This is a genomic window from Pantoea sp. UBA6567 (assembly GCF_002434165.1).
In the GTDB taxonomy this organism is placed as follows: domain Bacteria; phylum Pseudomonadota; class Gammaproteobacteria; order Enterobacterales; family Enterobacteriaceae; genus Pantoea; species Pantoea eucrina.
On sequence record NZ_DJJN01000006.1, the window covers coordinates 1409800 to 1434599 of the forward strand.

The 24800-nt window shown below is 58.3% G+C and carries 24 protein-coding genes and 1 tRNA gene; 5 read left to right on the plus strand and 20 right to left on the minus strand.

Annotated features, from left to right (window positions below):
* Nucleotides 1-146: 146 nt before the first annotated feature.
* The 4 genes from sixA to B4M48_RS12685 all read right to left on the minus strand — a co-directional run bounded on the left by sixA (nucleotide 147) and on the right by B4M48_RS12685 (nucleotide 4728).
* On the minus strand, nucleotides 147-629 hold the full coding sequence (gene sixA, locus B4M48_RS12670) for a phosphohistidine phosphatase SixA (RefSeq protein ID WP_288656847.1): 483 nt from the start codon (nucleotides 627-629) through the stop codon (nucleotides 147-149).
* 207 nt (nucleotides 630-836) lie between these two features.
* Nucleotides 837-2957 carry a fatty acid oxidation complex subunit alpha FadJ gene (gene fadJ, locus B4M48_RS12675; protein ID WP_288656849.1) on the minus strand — a complete coding sequence of 707 codons (2121 nt, stop codon included), beginning with the start codon at nucleotides 2955-2957 and terminating at the stop codon, nucleotides 837-839.
* On the minus strand, nucleotides 2957-4267 hold the full coding sequence (gene fadI, locus B4M48_RS12680; protein WP_039379155.1) for an acetyl-CoA C-acyltransferase FadI: 1311 nt from the start codon (nucleotides 4265-4267) through the stop codon (nucleotides 2957-2959). The genes fadJ and fadI overlap by 1 nt, the downstream gene beginning before the upstream one ends.
* Before the next feature lie 164 nt (nucleotides 4268-4431).
* On the minus strand, nucleotides 4432-4728 hold the full coding sequence (locus B4M48_RS12685; protein WP_082032635.1) for a YfcZ/YiiS family protein: 297 nt from the start codon (nucleotides 4726-4728) through the stop codon (nucleotides 4432-4434).
* 360 nt (nucleotides 4729-5088) lie between these two features.
* Here B4M48_RS12685 and fadL point away from each other — a divergent pair, with 360 nt between their 5' ends.
* Nucleotides 5089-6339 carry a long-chain fatty acid transporter FadL gene (gene fadL / locus B4M48_RS12690; protein WP_071668097.1) on the plus strand — a complete coding sequence of 417 codons (1251 nt, stop codon included), beginning with the start codon at nucleotides 5089-5091 and terminating at the stop codon, nucleotides 6337-6339.
* 50 nt (nucleotides 6340-6389) lie between these two features.
* On the opposite strand, the gene mlaA is transcribed toward fadL, so the two are convergent.
* Genes mlaA through ccmA form a run of 10 tightly spaced genes read right to left on the minus strand, consistent with a single transcriptional unit; the run spans nucleotide 6390 to nucleotide 14138 of the window.
* Complete coding sequence (mlaA, locus tag B4M48_RS12695; RefSeq protein WP_039379156.1) at nucleotides 6390-7157, minus strand: phospholipid-binding lipoprotein MlaA; 768 nt, start codon at nucleotides 7155-7157, stop codon at nucleotides 6390-6392.
* A gap of 35 nt (nucleotides 7158-7192) precedes the next feature.
* Nucleotides 7193-8404, minus strand: a complete 1212-nt coding sequence (ccmI, locus tag B4M48_RS12700; RefSeq protein WP_283340984.1) for a c-type cytochrome biogenesis protein CcmI — start codon at nucleotides 8402-8404, stop codon at nucleotides 7193-7195.
* Nucleotides 8404-8862, minus strand: coding sequence for a cytochrome c-type biogenesis protein (locus B4M48_RS12705; protein ID WP_039379160.1), 459 nt, complete (start codon nucleotides 8860-8862; stop codon nucleotides 8404-8406). The genes ccmI and B4M48_RS12705 overlap by 1 nt, the downstream gene beginning before the upstream one ends.
* Nucleotides 8859-9416: a DsbE family thiol:disulfide interchange protein gene (locus B4M48_RS12710; RefSeq protein ID WP_039379161.1), complete on the minus strand. Its 558-nt coding sequence runs from the start codon at nucleotides 9414-9416 to the stop codon at nucleotides 8859-8861. Before B4M48_RS12710 ends, B4M48_RS12705 begins: the two co-directional genes overlap by 4 nt.
* Entirely contained in the window at nucleotides 9413-11371 is a 1959-nt protein-coding gene (locus B4M48_RS12715; protein ID WP_039379162.1) for a heme lyase CcmF/NrfE family subunit, read from the minus strand. The genes B4M48_RS12710 and B4M48_RS12715 overlap by 4 nt, the downstream gene beginning before the upstream one ends.
* Nucleotides 11368-11853, minus strand: coding sequence for a cytochrome c maturation protein CcmE (ccmE, locus tag B4M48_RS12720; RefSeq protein WP_039379164.1), 486 nt, complete (start codon nucleotides 11851-11853; stop codon nucleotides 11368-11370). The genes B4M48_RS12715 and ccmE overlap by 4 nt, the downstream gene beginning before the upstream one ends.
* Nucleotides 11850-12080 carry a heme exporter protein CcmD gene (gene ccmD / locus B4M48_RS12725; RefSeq protein WP_039379165.1) on the minus strand — a complete coding sequence of 77 codons (231 nt, stop codon included), beginning with the start codon at nucleotides 12078-12080 and terminating at the stop codon, nucleotides 11850-11852. Before ccmD ends, ccmE begins: the two co-directional genes overlap by 4 nt.
* A complete protein-coding gene (locus B4M48_RS12730; protein ID WP_039379166.1) occupies nucleotides 12077-12817 on the minus strand; it encodes a heme ABC transporter permease in 741 nt (246 codons plus the stop codon). The genes ccmD and B4M48_RS12730 overlap by 4 nt, the downstream gene beginning before the upstream one ends.
* Nucleotides 12818-12870: 53 nt before the next feature.
* On the minus strand, nucleotides 12871-13530 hold the full coding sequence (ccmB, locus tag B4M48_RS12735; RefSeq protein WP_039379167.1) for a heme exporter protein CcmB: 660 nt from the start codon (nucleotides 13528-13530) through the stop codon (nucleotides 12871-12873).
* Nucleotides 13530-14138: a cytochrome c biogenesis heme-transporting ATPase CcmA gene (gene ccmA / locus B4M48_RS12740; protein WP_039379169.1), complete on the minus strand. Its 609-nt coding sequence runs from the start codon at nucleotides 14136-14138 to the stop codon at nucleotides 13530-13532. The genes ccmB and ccmA overlap by 1 nt, the downstream gene beginning before the upstream one ends.
* A gap of 243 nt (nucleotides 14139-14381) precedes the next feature.
* Here ccmA and B4M48_RS12745 point away from each other — a divergent pair, with 243 nt between their 5' ends.
* Nucleotides 14382-15320: a formate/nitrite transporter family protein gene (locus B4M48_RS12745; protein ID WP_071668068.1), complete on the plus strand. Its 939-nt coding sequence runs from the start codon at nucleotides 14382-14384 to the stop codon at nucleotides 15318-15320.
* Nucleotides 15321-15415: 95 nt separating this feature from the next.
* Nucleotides 15416-15490 (plus strand) — tRNA-Arg (locus B4M48_RS12750).
* On the opposite strand, the gene B4M48_RS12755 is transcribed toward B4M48_RS12750, so the two are convergent.
* Nucleotides 15450-17315 carry a 3'-5' exonuclease gene (locus tag B4M48_RS12755; RefSeq protein WP_071668098.1) on the minus strand — a complete coding sequence of 622 codons (1866 nt, stop codon included), beginning with the start codon at nucleotides 17313-17315 and terminating at the stop codon, nucleotides 15450-15452. The two genes, B4M48_RS12750 and B4M48_RS12755, sit on opposite strands and share 41 nt — an antisense overlap.
* Before the next feature lie 275 nt (nucleotides 17316-17590).
* Here B4M48_RS12755 and B4M48_RS12760 point away from each other — a divergent pair, with 275 nt between their 5' ends.
* Entirely contained in the window at nucleotides 17591-17836 is a 246-nt protein-coding gene (locus B4M48_RS12760; protein ID WP_039385596.1) for a DUF2543 family protein, read from the plus strand.
* 52 nt (nucleotides 17837-17888) lie between these two features.
* On the opposite strand, the gene B4M48_RS12765 is transcribed toward B4M48_RS12760, so the two are convergent.
* From B4M48_RS12765 to B4M48_RS12785, 5 genes are read right to left on the minus strand one after another with little or no spacing between them, the layout of a single operon-like run.
* On the minus strand, nucleotides 17889-18896 hold the full coding sequence (locus B4M48_RS12765; RefSeq protein WP_039379361.1) for a substrate-binding domain-containing protein: 1008 nt from the start codon (nucleotides 18894-18896) through the stop codon (nucleotides 17889-17891).
* A 34-nt stretch (nucleotides 18897-18930) separates the two neighbouring features.
* Nucleotides 18931-19950, minus strand: coding sequence for an ABC transporter permease (locus B4M48_RS12770; protein WP_369826788.1), 1020 nt, complete (start codon nucleotides 19948-19950; stop codon nucleotides 18931-18933).
* 33 nt (nucleotides 19951-19983) lie between these two features.
* Entirely contained in the window at nucleotides 19984-21456 is a 1473-nt protein-coding gene (locus B4M48_RS12775) for a sugar ABC transporter ATP-binding protein (RefSeq protein ID WP_071668099.1), read from the minus strand.
* Nucleotides 21457-21473: 17 nt separating this feature from the next.
* Entirely contained in the window at nucleotides 21474-22991 is a 1518-nt protein-coding gene (gene xylB / locus B4M48_RS12780; protein ID WP_071668069.1) for a xylulokinase, read from the minus strand.
* Between the two features lie 3 nt (nucleotides 22992-22994).
* A complete protein-coding gene (locus B4M48_RS12785) occupies nucleotides 22995-24029 on the minus strand; it encodes an NAD(P)-dependent alcohol dehydrogenase (RefSeq protein ID WP_071668070.1) in 1035 nt (344 codons plus the stop codon).
* A 212-nt stretch (nucleotides 24030-24241) separates the two neighbouring features.
* Here B4M48_RS12785 and B4M48_RS12790 point away from each other — a divergent pair, with 212 nt between their 5' ends.
* Nucleotides 24242-24784, plus strand: coding sequence for a D-lyxose/D-mannose family sugar isomerase (locus tag B4M48_RS12790; RefSeq protein ID WP_094112061.1), 543 nt, complete (start codon nucleotides 24242-24244; stop codon nucleotides 24782-24784).
* The last annotated feature ends 16 nt before the right edge of the window (nucleotides 24785-24800 follow it).

Below are 24800 nucleotides of genomic sequence, written 5' to 3' on the forward strand. Positions count from 1 at the left end.
GCTGCAGCCTGTACGCGCGTATTCCCCGAAATAATTCAGGTTGCAGCAAGGCGGCAAGCAAATGAATCCCCGGGAGCTTACATCAGTAAGTGACCGGGGTGAAGGCGCGCAGCCAACGCAGCTGCAGCCTGAATTATGAAGGGGAATCAGATAGCTTTAGCAAGCCTGGCCGGACTCACCTGCCACAAAAGCTTACCTTCACTCTCGTCGGCATTAAAATCGATACAGGCGATAGCCGACGTGGCGAACATGGGCGGCGCTTCCTGCGGGCACAGCTCAGAAACCAGGTATCCTACCAGCGGCAGATGCGAAATCACCAGCACGGCTTTCACGCCCTGCACCGCCAGCGCCTGCAAATGCAATGCGACCTGTCCCGGATCGCCGCCCGGCGTCAGTTCAGAAAGAACGTCCTGGTTTTGCGGCAAATCCAGTGCCTCGCGCACGGTGGCGAGCGTCTGCCCGGCGCGCAGATAGGGGCTGACCAGCACCCTTCCGATATCCGGCGTCTGGCTGTTGAGCCAGCTCGCCATCTGACGTGATTCGTTACAGCCGCACAGCGTAAGGGGGCGAGCAGAATCGCTCGCGGCTTCCAGAGCTGCATCGCCATGACGCATGATAAAAACTTGCATAAAGCACCGCTGTTGTTGGTCGATATCGTCCGGTACCACGGCACCAGACGCTTCATTCTGCGAATGAAGGCTGTGTTTTACCCCAATGGCTTCAGTATAGTCAACCGGTTGCTTATTAAATAAGCGCCCGCTAAATCGGTACCGGCTGACCTGTACTGCATCTTCTCTGCTAAGCGGCTGAATATGCACCGCTCTTGCTGAATGTGATTAAATGTAAAAATGCGCGCCGCTTTCTGCCCGCTTCAGCAGCGCCTCGCACGGGGCAAAGCGATCGCCATGCTGCTGGGCGAGGGCCGTAAGTCTCTCCACAAGCGCAGCGCTGCCGTATCGATCCATATAACGGAACGGTCCGCCAAGAAAAGGTGGAAAGCCGATGCCGAATACCGCAGCAACGTCGCCATCGCGTGCCGAACGGATCACCGACTCATCCAGACAGCGCGCGGCCTCATTTAACAGCATCAGCATGCAGCGTTCAGCAATCTGCTGCTCACTCTGACGCGCCTCAGGTTTCAGAGCGAGCAGCGTATAGAGGCTGCGATCCGCTTTACGCGCGCCGGGCCAGCGTCTCTTCTCATAGTGATAAAACCCTTTCCGGTTTTTTCGTCCTTTGCGGTCGTCAGCGAGAATAGCATCAACCGCGGCCTGCGGTGCGGCAAAGCGCGCGCCATAAGCCTGCTCAAGCAGCGGGCTGATTTTACTGCCAGTGTCGATACCGACTTCATCAAGCAGCTGCAATGGCCCTACCGGAAAACCCGCTTTTACCAGAGCCTGGTCAATATGTTCGACCGGTTCCCCGTCCAGCAGACAGCGCAGCGCTTCGTTGATATAGGGGGCGAGAATACGGTTAACGTAGAAGCCTGGGCGATCCGCTACCACTACTGCAGTTTTACCTTGCTTTTGCGCCAGCCGCAGCGTGGTCGCCAGCGTTTCCGCTGACGTTGCCGCATGCGGGATCACCTCAACCAGCGGCATTTTATCTACCGGACTGAAGTAGTGCAGCCCGATGATATTTTGCGGCCGCTGCGCCTGCGCGGCGATAGCGCTGATAGCGAGCGAGGATGTATTCGAGGCGAAAATGGTGTCGGGCTGACAGTGCTGCTCCATTTCCGCCACCATCTGCTGCTTCAGTGCCAGATCTTCAAATACCGCTTCAATGACCACATCGCGCCGGCTGAAGCCCTGATAGTCGGTACCGCCGCTGATGCGCGCCATCTGCTGCTGACGCTCTGCGGGTTTCAGCTGACGCCGCCTGACTTTTTTTGTCAGCAGATCCCAGCTGTAGCGCAGCGCGTGATTGATTCCGCTGAGCTGGATATCTTTGATACGCACCGGCAGTTCCGCTTTCAGCGCCGTCACGCTGGCAATCCCTCCGCCCATCAGCCCACCACCCAGTACGCCCACCTGCTGCAGCGTGCGCACTTCGCCCTCTGCGGCGGCGGCTTTTTTCAGCGCGGTGGACGCGAAAAACAGGCTGCGCAGCGCTGCCGATTCCGGCGTTAGCGCCAGCTCGCCAAACGCCTGCGCTTCAGCCTCATGTCCCGCCTGGCTACCCTGCTCCAGCCCGATGCGCACCACCTGCAGAATGCGCCCGGTCGCCGGATAGTTACCCTGAGTTTTTTTATCCGTCTGACGCTTTGCCAGCGCAAACAGCAACGGGCGCCCCGCAAAGCTCTGCATCAGGCGCGCCCGCTGTGGCAACGTCCGCGCCGCGCCCTTTCCTTTATGAACGCGCGCCACCGCCGTTGCCAGTAAAATGGCCGGCGGCACCGCATCATCGACCAGGCCCAGCTTAAGCGCCTGCCGGGCGCGCAGGGCTTTACCGCTGAGTATCAGCGACAGCGCCTGCTCTGCGCCAATCAATTGCGGCAACCGCTGTGTGCCGCCGGAACCAGGCAGCAGGCCCAGCTGAACTTCAGGCAGACCAAGCCGGGTCTTCTCATCCAGCGAACAGATGCGGGCGTCGCACGCCAGCGCCAGCTCCAGACCGCCCCCCAGACAGGCGCCGTGTATCGCCGCCACAACCGGAAACGGCAGCGCTGCAATCTCCGCCATCACCTCCTGCCCCTGCTTCGCCAGCGCCTGCGCTTCAGCTGATGAGTGGCAGCGGTCGATCATGCTGATATCAGCACCCGCAATAAAATTGTCCGCTTTGCCGGAAATCAGTACCAGACCCGCCAGCTGCGGATGCTGACGGGCTGCGGCGATCACCGCGCGGATCTGCGCGGCAAACTCAGCGCGCAGTGTATTCATTTTTTCACCCGGCACATCAATGGTGATCACACCAACATGATCCGGGCGCAGGGTTAACTCAAACGCGGTATGCTGCATTATTCAGCCTCCAGAACCATTGCAGTGCCCAAACCGCCCGCCGCGCAGGCGGTTACCAGTCCCAGTCCGCCACCGCGCCGCCGCAGTTCATGCAGCGTCTGGGCGATCATGCGGGCACCGGTGGCGGCAAACGGATGCCCGTAGGCGATGGAGCCGCCCAGCACATTAAAGCGGTCATCATCAACCTCGCCCAGCGCCTGCGGCCGGTTGAGCACCTCACGCGCAAAGCGCGCATCGCTGAACAGCTTCAGGTTGGCTAACGTCTGGGCGGCAAAGGCTTCATGCATGTCAATCAGCGTTAAATCACCCAGCGTGACGCCAGCGCGATCCAGCGCCAGCGGCGAGGCGTAAGCCGGGCCCAGCAGCATGTCGGTCTGCACATCGATGGCGGTAAACGCGTAGCTGCGCAGGTAGCCCAGCGGCGCTATTCCCAGTTCGCGGGCGCGCCCTTCACGCATCAGGATGAGGGCTGCCGCGCCGTCCGTCAGCGGCGTACTGTTTGCTGCGGTTACCGAGCCGTGACGCCGGTCAAACGCAGGCCGCAGTCGGGCATAATCGGCCGCGCTGGCGTTAAAGCGGATGGTGTTGTCCTGCTCAACCGGCGCTTTCCACGGCGGCACAAAGGCGGGCATGACCTCCTGCTGCAGTACGCCGCTCTGCCAGGCCTGTGCGGCACGCTGATGTGAGCGCAGGGCAAGCGCATCCTGCTGCTCACGCGTAATACCCCAGGTTTTAGCCATCTGCTCAGCCGTATCTCCCATGCGCAGTCCGGTTGAATACTCCGCCACGGCAGGCGGCACCGGCAGCAGATCGCGCGGGCGCAGACGCCGCAGGATCTGCAGCTTTTTGCCCACTGTCCGCGCACGGTTAAGATCGACCAGCGCACGCGCCAGCGTTTTGCTGACGCCAATCGGTAACACGGAGGAGGAGTCTGCGCCGCCGGCAATTCCGGCATCGATGGTGCCCGCCATCAGGCTCTCCGCTACGTTAGCGACGGCCTGAAAGCTGGTTGCACAGGCGCGACTGACGCTGTAGGCGTCCGTGTGCACGCTCAGCCCGCTGCTCAGCACAATTTCGCGCGCAATATTTGGCGCTTCCGGCATCTGTATCACCTGACCAAACACCAACTGATCGATTACCTCAACCGGCAGTTCGCTGCGCACCAGCAGTTCGCTGACCACCATACGCCCCAGCTCCAGCGCCGGAATGCCGTGGAAATCGCTCGCCTGCCGGACAAAAGGCGTACGCAGCCCGTGAGTAATAGCGATACGTTCGCCCTGACGCGTCAGCAACGGCTGCGCTCTGCTCATGCTTTTCCCCCTGTAACCGACGATCTGACACCATTGCCAGAGAGGTCTGACCTGATCGTCAGTGTTAACCATCCGGCGACGGCTCGCCAATAGCAAAGAGAAAAAAGTGCGAGGAAAAACACGAAAATAGCGATTCGCCGTCGCGGATTGACGGCGATGCAGAATTAACGCAGGGCGAGCTGAAAAATCAGCGCTTCAGCCTGACAGGCAAAGGTAAATTCAGCGTTCAGGCGTATACCTTCCGGCTCTGAGGTAAATTGCGACGTAATCTCACAGGGTTCAGAGGCAGTTTGCTGCGCTTTCTCCGTCAGCGTTAACAGCATCGCTTCGGCAGCTGCGCGATCGGGAAACAGCGCTGACCAGCGGGCACTGCAGTCGCTGTTATCAATCACAATGCCCGTATCCACACAGCAGCAGGCAGCGGTCTCGCGGGCACTGCATTTATTAATGGTCTGACTCATGAGGTTTCTCCGGCTGAAAAAGCGGGCGATCTAAGGGGATGTTCTGTCATAAAGTGTACGCCTGCGGGCCATTTTCCTCTATCATTGCGTCGCTAAGTGACGAATATCACAATAAAATTTGATCCAAAACAAACCTGAGCCGGTATGCTGACGGCGCAGTATAAAGAAATTGTTAAGCAGATCTGATTTTATCGATCAAGTCTGTAATATTTGAAAAACATTATTGCAACTTACACACAGGTCAGACCTATACTCGTCGCACTGGTCTGATATGTCTGTTTAGTCTCAGTCCCTACAATCCGCCGTCCTTTGTTACGCGACGTGACAACGTTTAATAATAATTTTGATGAGGTTGTGGTCATGAACCATAAGAACCTGTTTGCAAAGTCAGCTGTGGCAGCTGCAGTGGCGCTCGTCTCCTCCCAGGTTTACGCCGCAGGCTTTCAACTTAACGAATTCTCAGCAATTGGATTAGGTCGCGCTTATTCAGGCGAAGGCGCGATGGGTGACACAGCAGCATCGGCCAGTCGCAACCCCGCTACCATGGCACTGATGGATAGCCCGATGTTCTCCATCGGCGCAGTCTATATCGATCCTGAAGTAGATATTAGCGGACGCAGTCCGCTCACCGGCAACAGCCTGGACGCGAATAACATTGCGCCTAATCAGTGGGTGCCAAATATTCACTACGTTCAGCCGCTTACCGATCGGTGGTGGGTGGGCGCATCCGCGACCTCAAACTATGGCCTGGCCACTGAATTTAATAATGGTTATGCCGCAGGAGGCTATGGCGGTAAAACCGATCTGATGACCGCTAACCTTAATCTCAGCACCGCCTATCGTCTGAACGAGCACCTGAGCGTTGGCGTTGGCTTTGATGCGGTTTATGCCCGCGCCAAAATTGAGCGTTATGCCGGTGAAGCTGGCCCGGCAGTGGGCTTCCCGTCCGATCTGCAGGTCGCACACCTTAAAGGCAATGAGTGGGGCTATGGCTGGAACGCCGGCGTGCTGTATGAAGTGGATAAAAATAACCGTTTCGGCTTTACCTACCGCTCTGAAGTAAAAGTCGACTTTGACGGCAATTATAAAAACGATATCCCGGCGGCGTTTGGCGGTACCGGCGGCTCAACGGTGCCCGGCTACCTGACCCTGAACCTGCCGGAAATGTGGGAAGTGTCCGGCTGGCATAAAGTTGCGCCGCAGTGGGCAGTGCACTACAGCCTTGCCTATACCAGCTGGAGCCAGTTCCAGGAGCTGAAAGCGACTGGCAGCCGCGGCCAGACGCTGTTCCAGAAAGATGAGAGCTTTAAAGATGCCTATCGCATTGCGCTGGGTACCACCTACTTCTATGACGATCGCTGGACCTTCCGTACCGGTATCGCCTTCGATGACAGCCCGGTTCCGGCCGATAAACGCTCTATCTCTATTCCGGATCAGGATCGTCTGTGGCTGAGCGCCGGTGCGTCTTACGCCTTTACGCCTGAAGCGTCAGTGGATGTCGGCGTATCTTATATGCATGGTCAGCACGTTACCGTTAATGAAGCCCCTTATACCTTCAACTCAGAAGGCAAAGCCTGGCTTTACGGCGCAAGCTTTAACTATAAGTTCTGATCGCGCCTGCCGCACAAGTAATAAGGGCAACCCGGTGGGTTGCCCTTTTTTTACGGCGCGTCGATATCCTGCAAATCGTTTTGTATCGCGCTGGCGTTTGGATTCTCTTCCGGCTTCAGCTTGCCGCCGTTAGCCAGAAAATCGTTACGCTGGAAATAGGCATTGCGGATAAAAGAGTAAGGATCCTGCTGCTGTTTCAGCAGCCCGTCAGAGTCCAGCAGCTGAGCACGCGTCTCTACTCCCTCCAGCGCCCACTTACCGATCGACATCGGCCAGGTCAGCCAGCTGAGTACCGGATAGAGCGTATCCACATAGTCACCGCCATCCTGCCGCACGGTGAAACTGCCGTAGCCGGGCAGCACCACATACGGACCGTAGCCGACACCATAACGCCCCAGCGTACTGCCAAAGCGATGCGGCACCTCGCGCGCCAGCGCCGGGTTCGCTTTGCCTGCGACGTCGATAAAGCCGCCCAGACCCAGTACGGTATTCAGGAAGAAACGCGTGAAGTGGATCCCGGCCTGACGCGGCTCGCCTACCAGAATGGAGTTAACCATGCTGGCGGGTTCATTCAGGTTGCCGAGAAAATTACTCATGCCGGTACGCGCCGGTACCGGCACATAGTCGCGCCAGGCTACCGCCACCGGGCGCACCACATAAGGATCAAGTACGTTGTAATTAAAATTGAACATCGTACGGTTAAAACCTTCCAGCGGATCGCTGCGCTGCGCCGGGGCGGCGTCATCCGCCGGTTTTGAGCTGGCGCATCCCACCAGAAGTAAACTGGCCAGTGCCAGACTGGTCAGGCGGTTATTCATGTTCTTCTCCCTGTGCGGATGATAAATGTAGCGCTTCAGGGCTGCTGCTGATTGATCTCAACAGTCAGCGGCTGGTGACCCTCCCACGAGGTAATAGCACTGAGCCCGAACCAGTCCCCGGCCTGAGGATTTGCGCTGCCGTCGCGGGCAATACGCACTCTGACCTGAACCTGATGCTGCGCCGAAAGCAGGCGATCGGGCATCATAGCGTTGCTGTCATCCAGCGTAAGCGATAGCGGAAAGTGGCTAAGCGGCAGGCGCTTAACGGCCACGGGCACCGGTGAAACACCGTCAGATACAGAAATATACAACACTCCGTCCGGCGGCAACATTTTTTCTGCCGGCGGCGACAGCTTGACCGTCAGGCTCAGCGCAACCGCCTGCTGCCCGGCAGCGGTTTTCGCCTGCTCAATGCTGCGCTGAATCAGCGTTATGCGCGGATCGCCGGCAGGCAGCAACGCCAGCATGGCGCGCCACGCGTCGAGCGCTTCAGTATAGTTCTGCTGTCCGGATGCGTTGAACGCCAGCAGGCTAAGCGTACGCAGATTCGCGCTGTCGCGCTTGAGCAGCGCATGCAGCAGCACGCTCGCCTGCCGGTTATCCTGTGGATCGCCGGAACGCGTCAGGACTTCGGCGTAATCCTGCTGCAGCTCCAGGCTGTCAGGCGCACGCTGCAGCGCGCGCTCAAACGCCTGTCCGGCAGCGGTAGCATTGTTCAGCACCATACCAAGCCGCCCCAGCATCGCCCACTCATCGGCGCTGCCGGGTGTCTGCTGCAGCGCCGTGCGCAGTCCCAGCTGCAGGCGCGCCAGCTCCTCCATCGTCAGCGGCTGCGCATCCGGATCCATTACGCGGGCGCGCAGCGCCGGATAGTCACGCTGAACGGCGATCCAGCCGGCCAGCTGAGCGTAGCCGCCGGTTTGCAGATAGACCCCGGTCGATACCAGCAGCAGCAGCACGACCCCCGGCAGCAGTACCCAGCGGCTGCTCTGCCGCCCCGGGACGTGCTGCCCGTCAGTGACGTCAGTCAGCAGCATCTGCTGCAGATCGCGCTCCATCTCCGCCCGGTTGGCTACCACGCCTTCCGTTTCATCACGCTGCAGCTCGCGCAGGCGCTGCTGGTAAAAGGCGGTGTTAAGACGGTCGCGTTCGTCAGCATGGTATTCACGCTGGCGCCATCCCGCAGCCAGAAACAGCGCTACCGCAGCCGCCAGTAAGACGATCAGAGTCATGCAAAATACAATCATTACGGCTTCCCGTTACGTTCCAGAATCGCCGCCAGGCGCTGTTGTTCATCGTCATTCAGTTCAGTCGTTTCACGCGCGCGGCGGTTACGCAGCAGGATCACCCCGCCGCCCAGCAGCACAAACAGCGCCGGACCGGCCCATAAAATCAGCGTCGCGGGCGTCAGCGGCGGATCGTAAGTGACAAAGTGACCGTAGCGCGCCACCATGTAATCCACTATCTGCTGCCGGCTCTTGCCCTGCTGCATCAGCTCATAGACTTTCAGGCGCATGTCAGCGGCAATCATGGCGTTTGAATCTGCAATGCTGTTGTTCTGGCATTTCGGGCAGCGCAGTGAGGCGGTGATCGCCCGGTACTGATCCTCCTGCTGCAGCGAGGTAAACTGCAGGCTATCTGTGGTGGTGGCCCGGACGCTGAGCGTAAGCAGCAGCGCCGTCAGCGCAATAAGCAGCCTGCTCATGCCCCCGCCTCCCGGCTATATTTTTCCCATAGCGGTTTAACTTCTTCATTCCAGACGCGCTCGTTCATATCACCGGCGTGGCGATAACGAATGATGCCGTGGCCATCAATGAGAAAGGTTTCCGGCGCACCGTAGACACCGAGGTCAAGCCCCAGCATGCCGCTGCCGTCGTAGAGGCTCAGCGCGTAAGGGTTGCCCAGCGTATTAAGCCAGTTTATCGCTTTCGTACGGTCATCTTTATAGTTGAGGCCAACCACACGCACGCCCTGCTCCGCCAGCCGGTTCAGATAGTGATGCTCAGCGCGGCAGGTCGGACACCAGGTTGCCCAGACGTTGAGCAGCAGCGGCTGACCATCGGTAAGGATCTGCTGGCTGTAGATTTTGCCTGGCTGATCCAGCGCTTCCAGTCTGAACTGTGGCACCGGTTTGCCCGTCAGGGCTGACTCAAGCCGGGAGGGATCGTCACCCTGTGCATTACGCGACAGCTGCCACAGCAGCGCTGCCGCCAGCAGCAGAAACAGCGCCAGGGGAATAAAAAGAATTTTTTTGCTCATGCCCGCTCCTCACGCGCAACTTTTTTCCGCGCGCGATAACGCGGATCCAGCAGGCAGAGCAGGCCGCCTGCCGCCATAAACAGGCCGCCAAACCAGATCCAGCGGACAAAGGGTTTGTAGTAGAGGCGTACGGCCCAGGCGCCGTTATCCAGCTCCTCGCCGAGTGCGGCATAGAGATCGCGGGTAAATCCGCCGCTGATCGCCGCTTCGGTCATCATGGTGCGGGCAGCGGTATAAAAGCGTTTTTCCGCCCGCAGTACCGCTTCCGGTTTGCCATCGCGGGTGACATCGATGATCGCCACGCCGCCGCTGTAGTTAGGCCCCTGCAGGTTATGCACGTCGCGGAACACAAAGTGATAGCGATGAATATCGATGCTGTCGCCCGCCTTCATGCGCACATCGCGCTCAACGCTGTACTGGGTGCTGAACGCGATGCCTACTACCGTTACCGCTACGCCCAGATGCCCCAGCACCATGCCCCAGTGGCTGCGCGACAGATGCCACAGCCCTTTCAGCAGGCTATGCCGGTGAGTCGCGCGCTCATGCAGCTCCATCAGCGTCAGCAGCGTGACCCAGATCGCCATCAGCAGCCCGGTTACCGTCATCGCTTCAATGCGATCTTCCAGCAGCCACGGCAGCAGAACAGAGAGCAGCAGGGTAACCACCAGCCCGGCACTCAGCCGCTTCCACAGCTTTTGCGGCTCATCACGCCGCCAGCGCACCAGCGGACCAATACCGAGCAGCAGCGCAAACGGCGCCATCAGCCAGCTGAACAGCGTATTAAAGAAAGGTTCTCCCACTGAGATACTGCCCAGCCCCAGCTGCTTGTGCACCAGCGGCAGCAGCGTACCGAGCAGGACCACCAGCATTGCCGCAATCAGCAGCACGTTATTGCCCAGCAGAAACGATTCCCGCGACCAGATTTCACTCTGCACGCGGCTGCGTACCTGCCCGCCGCGCAGCGCATAGAGCAGCAGCGAGCTGCCAATCACGATGATCAGAAAAGCGAGAATAAACATCCCGCGCGCCGGATCGGAGGCAAAGGCGTGCACCGAGACCAGCACGCCGGAGCGCACCAGAAAGGTGCCGAGCAGGCTGAGCGAAAACGTCGCGATCGCCAGCAGCACGGTCCAGGCTTTGAAGCTGCCGCGCTTTTCCGTTACCGCCAGCGAGTGCATCAGCGCGGTTCCGGCCAGCCACGGCATAAACGAGGCGTTTTCCACCGGGTCCCAGAACCACCAGCCGCCCCAGCCCAGCTCATAATAGGCCCACGCCGATCCCAGCACGATACCGATGGTCAGAAACACCCATGCGGCGGTGGTCCAGGGGCGCGACCAGCGCGCCCAGGCGGTATCCAGCCGTCCGGTCATCAGCGAGGCGATGGCAAAGGCAAAGGCGACCGAAAAACCGACATAGCCCATATAGAGCAGCGGCGGATGGAAGATCAGGCCGATATCCTGCAGCATCGGGTTAAGATCGCCGCCGTCGATGGGGAAATCAGGCAGCGTGCGGGCAAACGGGTTGGAGGTCAGCAGGATAAACAGCAGAAAGCCGGCGTTGATCATCCCCATTACCGCCAGCACGCGCGCCAGCGCATCGCGCGGCATCTCGCGGCTGAAAATTGCCACCGCCAGCGACCAGCTGCTGAGCAGCAGTACCCACAGCAGCAGCGATCCTTCATGCGCACCCCAGGTCGCGGCGACGCGGTAATAGACCGGCAGCAGCGTATTTGAATTTGTCGCAACGTATGCAACGGTGAAATCGTTCACCACAAATGCGTGCACCAGCACCATAAAGGCGGCGGCAATGGCTAAAAACATGCCCCAGGTCAGCGGTCGCGCGAGCGTCATTAGCCGCGCATCCTGACGCGCGGCGCCCCATAGCGGGTAAATACTCAGCAGCAGCGCCAGGCCCAGCGCCAGACAGAGCAGAAAAGTTCCGATTTCCGGCATCATGGCTGATTACCCGCCGGCTGATAGCGCACTGCGGCGCGGGTATGATTGGTATTCATTGCATCCTGAATTTCCGGCGGCGTGTATTTTTCGTCGTGCTTAGCCAGCACTTCCCGGGCGCTGATAACATTACCCGCCTGCAGTACGCCCTGCGCCACTACCCCCTGCCCTTCGCGGAAGAGATCGGGCAGGATGCCGTTATAGCTGACGCTGACCACGCCTCTGGCGTCATACAGGCTGAAGGTTACCGCCAGCGACTGCGGATCGCGCCTCACGCTGCCTGGCATCACCATGCCACCCACGCGCAGACGCTGCCCCGCTTCCGGCTTCAGCTGCGCGTCGCCTTTGCCGTTGATAATCTCGCCCGGCGTATAGAACAGATCGATGTTTGAGCGCAGAGCATACATCACCAGCGCGGTCGCCAGGCCAAGGCCGGTAAGAATAGCCAGCACCACCAAAAGACGGTTGCGACGACGGAGATTCATCCTGCCTCCCCGGCAGCGCGCGCGCGCTGTTTAGTCTGTGCCGCACGCACACGCTGCTCCCGCGCCTGACGCTGACGGATCTCCGCCAGCAGACGCCGCCGCTGCAGCAGCGTATGCAGCACCAGGCCCAGTAGCGGGATCAGGGTGCAGGCAACCGACAGCCAGACAAAAAAGGCGTAGCCGCCCATAGCAAAGAATTCACTCCATGAGGTGAAGGCCGGACTCATGCTTTTGCTCCCTGCTGTGCCAGCGCGATAGCCCACGGACGATGCCGTTCGGTCAGTAAAATCAGGTTACGCAGCCGCATCAGCGTCAGCGTGATAAACAGCAGCAGATAGCCGAGAATCGACCAGCGCAGCGGCGTGCGCATAGAGGGATCGATTGCCTGCTGCAGCAGACCGGATGAGCCCTGATGCAGCGTGTTCCACCACTGCACAGAAAAATGAATAATCGGCAGGTTCACCACGCCGACGAGGATCAGGATACCGGCGGCGCGGCCCGCCGTGCGGCGATCGTCAAAGGCGAGCCAGAGCGCCATCGCGCCCATATAAAGGAACAGCAGCACCAGCTCTGAGGTGAGGCGCGCATCCCAGATCCACCAGGTTCCCCACATCGGTTTGCCCCATGCGGAGCCGGTAATCAGCGCAATAAAGGTAAAGGCGGCTCCCACCGGCGCCATCGCGGCGGCGGCCAGGTCAGCCATCTTCAGCTGCCACACCAGACCGGTAAAGGCGGCAATCGCCATGGCGGCGTAGATCCCCATTGACCACATGGCAGCGGGCACGTGCAGGTACATAATCCGGAAGCTATTGCCCTGCTGGTAATCAGCCGGGGCGAAGCCAAATCCCCATCCCCAGCCAAGCAGCAGCGCGCCGGCTGCGGCAATCGCCATGCCGGGAATAAGTCGCCCGCATAGCTGGTAAAGGCGTTCCGGCCTTGCCCACTGATGTATCCATTTCCACATTTGCATTGCTCACACTAATAATAAAGAGGGAACGGCTTCTCTGAGGAAGCGCGCTACTGCAGGCTGATCCGCAGCGCTGCAGCGGTGGCAAACGGCGACAGCGTCGCACTTACCGCCAGCATCGCGCCCAGAACCGCCAGATAGCCGCCAACTGGCAGCCCCTGCCCGGCGGCGTCGATAGCCGCACTGGCAAAAATCAGAACCGGAATGGTCAGCGGCAGCACCAGCAGGCTGAGCAGCACGCCGCCACGCCGCAATCCCGTTGTCAGGCCGGTGCCGATAGCACCAAGAAAGCTCAGCGTCGGCGTACCCAGCAGCAGCGTCAGCGCCAGCGCGCGCCAGCCGGCCATATCCAGCGACAGCAGCAGTGCCGCCAGCGGCGACAGCAGGATCAGCGGCAGGCCGGTGACCAGCCAGTGAGCAATCACTTTACCCAGCACCGTGACCGGCAGCGGCGCCGGCAACAGCAGCAGCTGCTCCAGCGATCCATCAAGGAAATCGTCACGGAACAGGCGCTCCAGCGCCAGCAGCGAAGCCAGCAGAGCGGCGACCCAGACCACGCCGGGCGCAATGCGCGCCAGCTGCTGCGGCTCCGGACCGATGCCGAGCGGAAACAGCGTAATGACAATCAGAAAGAACCACAGCGGGTTGATCACTTCAGCCCCGCTGCGAAACGCAATTTTCAGTTCACGCCGGAGAATACGCAGCAGCATTATTGCCACTCCCCGCTCAGGCGTATTTTACGCAGCGCGGCGGCGGGCAGTTCCTGATGCGTGGTGAGGATCACCGCCCCGCCCTGGCTGGCGTGCTGGTTAAAACGCGCCATGAGTGCTTCCACACCGGCTTTATCAATGGCGGTCAGCGGTTCATCCAGGATCCACAGTCGGGCTGAGCTGAGCCAGAGGCGCGCCAGCGCGACGCGCCGCTGCTGACCCGCAGAGAGCTGCGCCACCGGCACCTCTTCATAGCCGGTCAGGCTGACCTGCTCCAGCGCCGCATACAGCGCCGTCTGGCTGCTGTCGCCGTGCCAGAAACGCAGATTTTCCAGCGGAGAGAGTACCGCTTTTACGCCAGGCTGATGGCCAAGATAAAGCAGGTTTTGTTGCCATATTTCACGCTGACGCTGCAGCGTTTCGCCCTGCCAGCGCACTTCGCCCTCTTCTGCCCGGCTAAGCCCGGCCAGCAGACGCAGCAGTGAAGTTTTACCGGCGCCGTTCGGCCCTTCTATCTGCACGAGGTCACCCGGCCGGACATGGAAGCTCAGCCCATGGAACAGCATTCGCTCATCGCGAACGCATGAGAGATTAATGACTTCGAACATAGAGGGGCGCATCACCGCAAAAAATGAGGCGGCGATAATACCACACTGTTGCAGTGCGCCGAAGAGTGTGACCGTGCTCTCATTTCGCTGCGCACCGCTGTTTCACGCCTTCAGATCCGAAAACTGTATAAAAAAGCCGCGCGGTTAAAATTTTGTTACGCTTAAAGAAATTCTTCGTAACATTTCAGGCTTGCTAAAACCGTCTACGCTTATTACGCATTGGCACTATCACCAGGAGCAAACATGAAGCCATCGCCATCAAATGCTGAACACGACAATGACGTAGACAGCGAAGAAAAAGAGCAAGGCACTGAGATTGAAGTTGATGAAGAGGCCCTGCCCTCGCGGGCAGCGGCGATTCATGAAGAGATACGGCAGGACGGGGAGAAAGAGCTAGAGCGTGACGGCATGGCGCTGCTGTGGTCAGCCATCGCCGCAGGCCTCTCAATGGGCGCTTCGCTGATGGCGAAAGGGATTTTTCAGGTTCACCTTGAAGGGGTCCCCGGCGCCTTTCTGCTGGAGAACCTCGGCTACACCTTTGGCTTTGTGATTGTGATCCTCGCGCGGCAGCAGCTGTTTACCGAGAACACCGTGACGGCGGTCCTGCCGGTCATGCATAAGCCCACCGGCAGCAATTTTATGCTGCTGCTGCGCCTGTGGGGGCTGGTGCTGCTGGGCAATCTGATTGGTACCGGGCTGGCGGCGCTGGCCTTTAACTACATGCCCATTTTTGATGAGGCGACGCGCCAGGCGTTTACGGCCATCAGTGAAAAGGTGATGGAAAATTCGCCGGGCGAGATGTTCGCTAATGCCGTGATCTCCGGCTGGATCATCGCCACTATGGTCTGGATGATCCCGCATGCGGAGAATGCCAAACTGCTGATCATCATTATGATGACGTGGCTGGTGGCGCTGGGCGATCTGGCGCATATCGTGGTCGGCTCGGTCGAAGTACTCTATCTGGTCTTTGCGGGAACGGTGCCGTGGCAGGAGTTTTTCTGGCCGTTTGCGCTGCCCACGCTGCTCGGTAACATCACCGGCGGCACGCTGATTTTTGCCCTGATCAGCCATGCGCAGATCCGCAACGACATGAGCGAAGAGGCCAAAGCGAAGGCGCGGGCAGATCACAAACGCCGTGAGAAAGCAGAAGCGAAGAACGCTGCCGGAGAGCAGACGGAGTAACCGCTCTTCCGGGCGCGGCGCTGCTGACAGAATGAGCAATCACGCCGCGCCCGGTTAACATCCGGGAGACATACGGGTATACTGCGTTTCCGGATGTCTCCTTAGTTAAATGGATATAACGAGCCCCTCCTAAGGGCTAGTTGCAGGTTCGATTCCTGCAGGGGACGCCACAGACATCTCTCCCTCATCCTGCAGATCCATACCGGCAAATTTCGACAGCTGCTGACTGATGCTATTTTCTTTGTAGCAGGTGACCAGTAACGCCTGGGTTGCGCGCGTAAACGCCACATACAGCGCCGGGATAGCTTCAGACTCATCTTCAGCCCCTTTATGAACAAATGATGCATTGATCACGGCAACGTAAGGGAATTCAAGCCCTTTGCTGCTCTGAAAGGTCAGCAGATGAACCACATCCTCCCGATGCGAATAGCGTTTTTTATCTTCCGTGGTGAAGCTGACGGCGGCGGGGATCGCATGCTGCTGCAGCAGGTCGATGAGTTTGTCTGCTGAAAAATGCGTAGGACAGAGCACAGCCATATCGCCCCAGCGGCCTGCCGCCGCATACTTCTCTCGCAGCCACGCCACAACGCGACGCGCTTCATCTGTTGCAGACTGACACTGTTCGATATCGGGAATGTCGCTGTTCTCTTCGCCGCAGGCTTCCGGCAGCACCAGCGGAAGCTCCTGATTATGGTGCCGGTCAAAGTAGTCGCGTGAAAAAGCGTAGGCAAAATTGAGAATGCGCCGCGGATTGCGATAATTCACCCGAAGAATAGAGGTGCGCCCCTGAGCCTGAATACCCACGCTCGCCAGCGAAAAGTTCAGCGCTTTCTCGCGCCGGTACAGAGACTGGGCGTCGTCGTACATCAGCAGCAGCGAGCGGCGGGTGTTATCAAACAGCCGGGCTATCAGTGAAAGCCAGCGCCGGTCGAAGTCATGTCCTTCATCCACCAGCACCGCATCATACCCCGCATCCCCGACAGTGCCGCTATCAACCGCATTTTCCAGCGCCGCAAAGCAGTTATCATAATAGCGCCCTTCCCCGCTCATCTTCAGCTTAAAGGTCCGGGCTGCCGTCGCGCACCAGTCATGAAAATGATAGACGTGTACTTTATGCGATAGTCCTCTGGCCGCGATGCATTCACGGATATAGTTAGCCAGAATGATATTAAAACAGAGCACCAGCACAGGGCGTGTGGTGGTCTCGGAAAGGTATAAACAGCGGTAGAGTAAAATCAGCGTTTTACCGGAACCGGCTACGCCATGAATAACACGATGCCCTTCGCCGAGATTGCGTGCCAGCACCTCCTGCTGCAGATCCATTACCCGGTAAATATTACTGCGCTTATTTTTTACCGTAATGGCGATCTCCGGAAAAAGATGCCGGCGCAGAATATCCCGCACAGCCGGCGTTATTGCAGGCCTGAAACGGGTGGTAAAGAGTCCGGAAACTTTAGCGCGAAACGCAGAAACAGAGACAGACTCGGTCATTTCATCCTGACAAATCGTCAGCGCCTGTGGAAATATAGATTCAACCACGCCATCGGCTGAGAGTGATGTCAGCTGCTGACGGGTAATATTAGTAAACACCACACCATAAGCCCAGGCGATATTCAGCTTTCCTTTATACAGGCCTGTTTTTTGCTGCAGTTTCGGATCCTGAGATAACAGGTCAACGGTCGCACAGGCATACTCCCTGACCTGCAGCAGCGGATTTTGCGCCTGCGTTTCGCCCTGAGCATGTCTCAGCGTTACCGTCTGCGGGTCCGCATGCTGAAATGTACTTAGCTTCCAGTCTTTGACCTCAAGGAAAATAAGCCCGTTGGCAGGATCGATAATAACAAAATCGGGATGCCTGTACTGGCGCCCGACCGGAATGTCATACCAGATAAGACAATCATCGCCGAGATGCGATTCAAGCCGCTGGGCGACGCGTCGTTCCCCGTGCGTCATTCGCCCTGAACAGAGCGTCAGGGAGGTCATTAATTTCGCCATAAAACAGTATCCACGTATATAAAGTACATCAGCGCAACACCACGATAACATCGCTATTAAAACTTTAGAATACGATGTTATGCCACTTAGCCCTGTGTCTGTTTATTATGTTGCCGGCATGCTGATAATACTGGCCCGGTACCAGGTTCATGATGACAATAATAGCGCGATGTCTCTGCCTTTTCCGGCAGGCGGGAAAAAGCTGGCAGGAGTGGTATGATTTACGTTAAATGATGCCGCTGGCATCTGACCCCTTCCCGTTTCCGGAGCGCACTATGAAACATGAGATTGATCTGAAGTATTACGATATCGCTGACGCCTACGCTGAAGAGTGTGAAAAACCGGTGAGCGAAGCCGAGCGCGACCCGCTGGCGCACTACTTCCAGCTGCTGATCACCCGCCTGAATAACCATCAGGAGATCAGTGAAGAAGCGCAGCATGAGATGGCGCGCGAGGCGGGAATTGCTGACGCGCGCATTGATGATGTGGCGAACTTTCTGAATGAGTGGGGCAACGAGTAAACGGCTTTGGCAGGCTGTCTGCTGGCAGACAGCCTGCCCGCCGTCGCGTTGATTACTTACGCGCGTCCAGCAGCTGCTGCGCATTATCCGCAGTAACCGTGGTCCACGGAATGTAATAGTGTTTTTTCGTGCCACCATCCCAGGCGAGATCTTTGGCATACTGCTGCCAGATGTCAGACTGCGGCTGATAGCCTGCGCCTTTTACCGCACGCAGCGCGACATCAATAGCGCCCTGCATCTGGCCTTTCGCATCCTGCAGAATAGAAACCATTTCACCCGCCTGAACGGCATGAATCGCATCAGACACCCCATCCACACCCGCAATGGCGAAGTCGTTCACGTTCAGCCCGGCGCCCTTAATCGCTTCAATGGCTCCCAGCGCCATCTCATCGTTTTGCCCAATCACCCCGTTGATTTTGCCGCGATGCTTCTGCAGCCAGTTCTCCATCAGCGGCTGTGCTTCAGCGCGTGACCAGTTGGCCGTTTTTCTCTCCAGTACGGTAACCTGGCCCGGACCACACTCCGCTATCGCTTTATCATTGCCTTTGCCGCGCTGGATCTCACCGCTGCCGCCCTTCGGCCCTTCAATAATGACGACATTGACCTTTTTGGTTTTGCACTGCAGCTTATCCAGTACCGCTTTGGCTTCCAGATAGCCGCCCAGCTCATCATTAGAGACAACTTCGGACGTCATCTCTTCCGTATTCAGGCGGGCGTTGGTGACCACCACCGGAATTTTAGCCTCTTTAGCATTGGTCACAATATCGATGTTGGCTTCATAATCCATCGGGTTCACGATAATCGCGTCGGCACGCGTCTGGATAGCGGTCGCCGCCTGGTCATTCTGCACCGACGCGTCATAACGACCATCATAAAAGGTGAGCACGGCTTCGCCACTTTTTACTGCCGGATGCGCTTTACCGTAGCGCTCCATCAGCTGAACGAATTCCGCCTTATTGCCATACATCAGCACAGCGATTTTTACGGGGGCAGCCTGCGCTATGCTAATCGCGCCCAGCGTCAGGGCTGAGGTTAACAGAGCGATAGATCTTATTTTCATTGTTCTCTCCTGGCAGGGTTTATCTATTCAGAGGTTAATCGCGCTGTTGTTTACGCGACGGGTCGAGCAGTACAGCCACTACAATCAGAGCGCCTTTGATGATCTGCTGGTAGTAAGACTGCACCCCCAGTAAATCCAGGCCGTTATTCATTACGCCGATGATCAGCACGCCAAAAAAGGTGCCGACAAGCGTACCGACACCGCCAGCCATACTGGTGCCGCCAATCACTACCGCAGCAATCGCATCAAGTTCATAGCCTGCGCCCGCGTTGGTCTGTGCCGATCCGGTGCGTGCGGTGAGGATCAGCCCGGCGATTCCGGCCAGCGCGGCGCACAGGGTGTAGACCATGACTTTTATTCCGACGACGCTGATCCCTGACGTGCGGGCACTTTTCGGGTTGCCGCCAACGGCATAGACGTAGCGCCCGAGCAAAGTTTTATTGAGCAGCAGCCACGCGAGACCAAACAGTACGACAAAGATAATGACCGGTACGGGTATGCCGGCTATGTAGCCGTTGCCGAGCCAGCGAAAATCGCTGTTAAGCTGCGAAACCGGGTTGCCGCCGGTGGTCAGCATCGTGAGTCCGCGCGCAGCGGAGAGCATGCCCATAGTGACGATAAACGGCTGCAGCCGGTAACGCGCCAGCACGGTACCGTTGATCAGGCCGCAGACAATGCCAATTCCCAGCGCGATAATCATTGGCACCATCACCGCATGTGCCGTATCCCCAATTGCCATACCGCTGTTGTTCGTGGCGAAACGTGCAGCAACAATGCCGCTCAGCGCCAGCACCGATCCTACCGACAGATCGACGCCGGCAGTGATAATCACAAAGGTCATGCCGATCGCTAAAATGCCGTTGATAGAGACCTGGCGCAGCACAATCAGCATATTTTCATTACTGAGAAAATAGTTACTGCTCCAGGCGCCATTAGCGACCTGCAGCTCGCCGACGGCAGCCACAATCAGGCAAAGCACAAAGAACGCGATGATGATGCCGTATTTGTGCATACGTCTTTTGTTGCGCGTAAAAAATGAGATGCCGGAAGGCATGGAATGTGTGGTGTTCATAACGTGATCTCTCTGTTAAACCGCCAGCTTCATCAGTTCACTCTGCGTTGCCTGAGCCGCACTCAGCTCTCCCGCCAGCTGTCCGTCGCGAAAAACCAGAATGCGATCGCTCATGCCGATGATCTCTGACAGCTCTGAGGAGACCATCACGATCCCCTTGTTTTTCAACGCAAACTCAGACATAAAGCGGTAAATCTCTTTTTTCGCGCCGACATCAATACCGCGGGTAGGCTCATCCAGCAGCAGTACTTCCGGGTCCAGTAACGCCCAGCGTCCCAGCACGACTTTCTGCTGATTACCGCCGCTGAGGTTGCCCACCAGCTGTTCGGCATCCGGCGTTCTGACGTTAAAGCGTTTGATCATCTCCAGGCTGCGCTGCTGCTCCTGCTTCTCACTGATAAAACCGGCGCGGGAGATAGCGCCAAATGAGGCGATGTTGATGTTTTCGCGAATCGAACGGCAGAGCACCAGCCCGGTTGCTTTGCGATCTTCTGTGACATAAGCGATGCCGTGCCGGATCGACTCTTTCGGTGAGTGGCGGCCCAGCACCACCTCGCCGAGGCGAATGGTTCCGCTGTCTGCGTGTTCAATCCCAAACAGTAAATCGAGAAACTCGCTGCGCCCGGAGCCAACCAGCCCGTAAATGCCGAGGATTTCGCCCCGCTTCAGGTGCAGGCTGATATCGTTGATTTTATTGCGCCAGCGCAGGTTTTTTACCTCCATCATCACCTCATTACCCGGCTGATTAAACTTGGCAAATTCACTCTCATATTCTCCGCCAATAATCTGCTCAATCAGCTGCTCGCGCGTGATATCGGCCAGCATGCCCTCCTGCACCCAGGCGCCATCGCGAAAGATGGTATAGCTGTCGGCAATCTGGAAAATCTCGGAGAGGCGATGGGAGACATAAATAATGCCTTTGCCCTTTTGCGCCAGCCGGGTCAGGGTCTGAAAGATTTTTTGCGCATCCTCCTCGCCAATCGCTGAGGTTGGCTCATCCATGATGATGATGTCAGCATTCGCGTGCGAGAGCGCTTTGGCGATCTCCACCAGCTGCTGCCCGGCAACGCTGAGGTTACGCATCTTTTCAGTAGCAGAGATGTCAAAATCGAGCTCTGCCAGCAGCGCGCGAGTACGCTGATTGAGCGTGGCAAAGTCAACAAAACCAAAGCGGCGCGGTTCGCGTCCCAGCCAGATATTTTCAGCCACCGTCAGGTCCGGAATTGCGCTCAGCTCCTGCTGAACAATCGCGATACCGGCGGCCAGCGCGTCCCGCGGATGGGCAAAGCTGCAGCGCCTGCCGCGAATAAATATCTCTCCGGCGTCGGGCTGGATAAACCCCATTAAGATGCTGAGAAAGGTCGACTTTCCGGCACCGTTGCCGCCGCACAGCGCGTGAATGGAGCCGGGGCGCAGCGCAAATTCGGCGTTTTTCAGCGCCACAACCGGACCAAACGCTTTGCGGATCCCCGTGACTTCCAGCAGCATCTCCTGGTTATTTCTGGTCACAATGCCACCTCCGGATAAGTCGTGCTGAGACGCTTCAGATAGCGCTGATAGTGCGTTTCATAGGTCTGATGGCGCGCGGCATCGGGCACGGCGCGGGTACTTTCATCCGGCGTGACAAAGCGCTGGCACAGCGACTGCAGTAACGCATCCGGCTGCTGTGCCGGGTTATCCAGCAGCGCGCTGGCCCACATCGCCTGAATTGCCGCACCCAGCGCGGCGGTTTCCGGAATACGCAAAGAGACCACCGGGCAGTTCATGACGTCAGCCACAATTTGTCGCCAGCCAGCGCTGCGCGCGCCGCCGCCGGTAAGGCGGATCTCCTGCGCGCTGATGCCCTGCTGCCGGAACAGATCAAGTCCGTAACGTAATCCGTATGTGGCACTCTCCACGGCGGCGCGGCAGAGGTTAGCGCGGGTAAAATTCAAGGCGTTCAGGTTGTGCAGACTCGCCTGCGCGTGGGGCAGCGCCGGCGTGCGCTCGCCATTAAAAAACGGCAGCATCTCAACGCCCTCAGCCCCCGGCTCTGCCTGGTTCAGCAGCTGATTAAAGCCGGTAAGATCCTCTGCCAGCAGCGTCTGGATCAGCGTGGTCGCCGAGGTGACATTCATGGTGCAGATCAGCGGCAGCCAGCAATTAGTGCTGGAGCAGAAGCTGGCAATCAGGCCGTTTTCGTCAGTCACCGGCGTCTCGCTGCAGGCGAACAGCGTGCCGGATGTTCCCAGGCTGAGCGTCACCGTGCCAGGCGCAATATTGCCGGACCCGATGGCGGCCATCATATTATCGCCGCCGCCTGTCGCGACCCGCACCGTGCGGCGTAGTCCCAGCCGCTGCGCCGCTTCCGGCTGCAGGGTGCCGATACACTTTTGCGCGGCAGCCAGCGGCGGCAGCGCCTGCCACAGCCGGCCGTCAGGATCGATAAGCTCCACCGTATGCCGATCCCAGCTGCGGCTGCGGATATCCAGCAGTCCGGTGCCGGAGGCGTCGCCATACTCCATAACCCGTTCGCCGGTCAGCCAGAAGTTAAGATAATCGTGCGGCAACAACACGGTATGTAAACGCGCCCACAGCGCCGGATGCTGCTGCTTCAGCCAGAGAATTTTTGAGGCGGTGTAGCCGGTAGCCGGAACAATCCCGGGCTGTGCCAGCGCACCGCTAACCCCTCCCAGCTGCTGCAGCAGCCAGCTGTTCTGTGCATCGGTGGCGGTATCGCACCACAGCTTTACCGGATGCAGCACCGCTCCGGCTTCATCCAGCGCCACAAAGCCGTGCTGCTGGCCGGAGACGCTGAGCGCAGTAATCTGCTGTGTATCAATAGCGGCGTCTGAGGCTGCCTGATGGAATGCCGTGACCAGCGCGTCGATCCAGTCGCTGGCATGCTGTTCACGGGCGCCATCCGCCCCGCTCTGCAGCCGGTGCGGCGCGCTGCCTTCGCCGACGATCGTCCCCCGCTCGCTCTCCACGATAACCACGCGCGTTCCCTGCGTGCCGCAATCTATGCCTGCATAGAGCGCCATGCGTTACTCCATCTCCAGCATGATTTTGATATCCGCCGCATGGCCCGCGGCTGCGCGGTCAAACGCTTCAACGCTGTCGGCGAATTTATAGGTGTGGCTGATCAGCGGCTCTACCCGCAGCTTGCCGCTGCTTAACAGGCGCAGCGTGCGGGGATACATATTGGCGTAGCGAAAAATCGTTTTGAAGGTCAGCTCTTTGGCCTGTGCCGCAACAATATCCATTGGCGCGGCGTCCACCGGCATGCCCACCAGAATGACGGTAGCACCCGGCGCCGCGTGTTCCGCCAGCGTGGCAATAGCAGGTTTGGCTCCGCTGCACTCAAACACCACATCCGCGCCGTTACCGCTGGTCAGTTCTGAGACTTTACCGGCCAGATCGCCGGTTTTGATGTTAACGGCGTGCAGCCCTTCATACGCTGCCGCCACGGCAAGCTTTTCATCAAACATGTCGCAGATGATGACATCGGAACAGCCGCCTGCCAGCGCCGCCAGCGCCGTGACCACGCCGATCGGACCGGCCCCCAGCACCAGGCCGATATCGCCGGGTTTGATGCCGGCTTTGGTCGCGGCCTGCATCGCCACCGCCAGCGGCTCCACCATGGCCCCTTCGCGGAAGCTGACATTTTCCGGCAGCTTAAACGTGAACGCCGCAGGATGAATGACCGTTTCACGCAGGCAGCCATGTACCGGCGGCGTTGCCCAGAAGCGCACGGCGGGATCGAGATTGTAGAGACCGGCGCGCGACTGATCGGAGTGCATATCCGGGATCCCTGGCTCCATACAGACGCGATCGCCCGCCTTCAGGTGCGTCACGTTTTTACCGGTCTCCAGCACAATGCCAGCGGCTTCATGACCCAGCACCATCGGTGCCTCCACCACAAACGGACCAATCCGGCCATGTTTGTAGTAGTGAACATCGCTGCCGCAAATCCCTACCGAGTGAATTTTAATTTTGACATCGTTATCACCCAGCACTTCATCAAATTCCCGATCTTCAATCGTAATGTGGCCTGCCTGAGTCAGAACTAACGCTTTCATTTACGCCCCCGGATTCATTTTAATGGTATCGATATCATTTCAATGCGGCGATACTGACCTAAAAAAAACATGAAAACTGTGATGCAAGCTGAATAATATCGATCTGCAGTAGCGCAATTTAGCCCTGTCGCAGCGAATTGCGGATCGGGATCACAGAAGATCACAAGCGGAACACGCTTTAATGGTATCGATATCATTACAGGAGAAACCGTATGACCGATTATCCGCAGGCGATTCAGCGCACCCTGACCTTTTTAGAGCAGGCGAATATTGTTCTCACCCCTGCAGAGCAGAAGAAGATTGAGATTGCTACTTTCGGCCTGGACGATTACCCCGCCTCAGGTTTGCAGCTGTTAACCTATATCAACGAACCGCGCTATTGCGCTAAAGAACTGGTGCTGTTTCCCCGCCAGACCTGTCCTGAACATCGGCATCCGCCGTTTAACGGCACGCCAGGCAAGCAGGAAACCTTTCGCTGCCGCTGGGGCGAGGTCTATCTGTTTGTCGATGATGAACAGCTTACGCCAAACGATGCGACCGGCACTCCGCGCTGTCAGGTGCCTGCCGGCAGTGAAACCGCCTATACCTGCAGCCGCTATATCCTGCTGCGTCCGGGCGAACAGTACACCATTAAACCCGATACGCGGCACTGGTTTCAGGCGGGCGAACACGGGGCCGTTATCTCTGAATTTTCGTCAGAAAGTCGCGACGATCTGGATATTTTCACCGACCCGCGCGTCAGGCGACTCGCCTAGCGCAGCGAGATCGCTT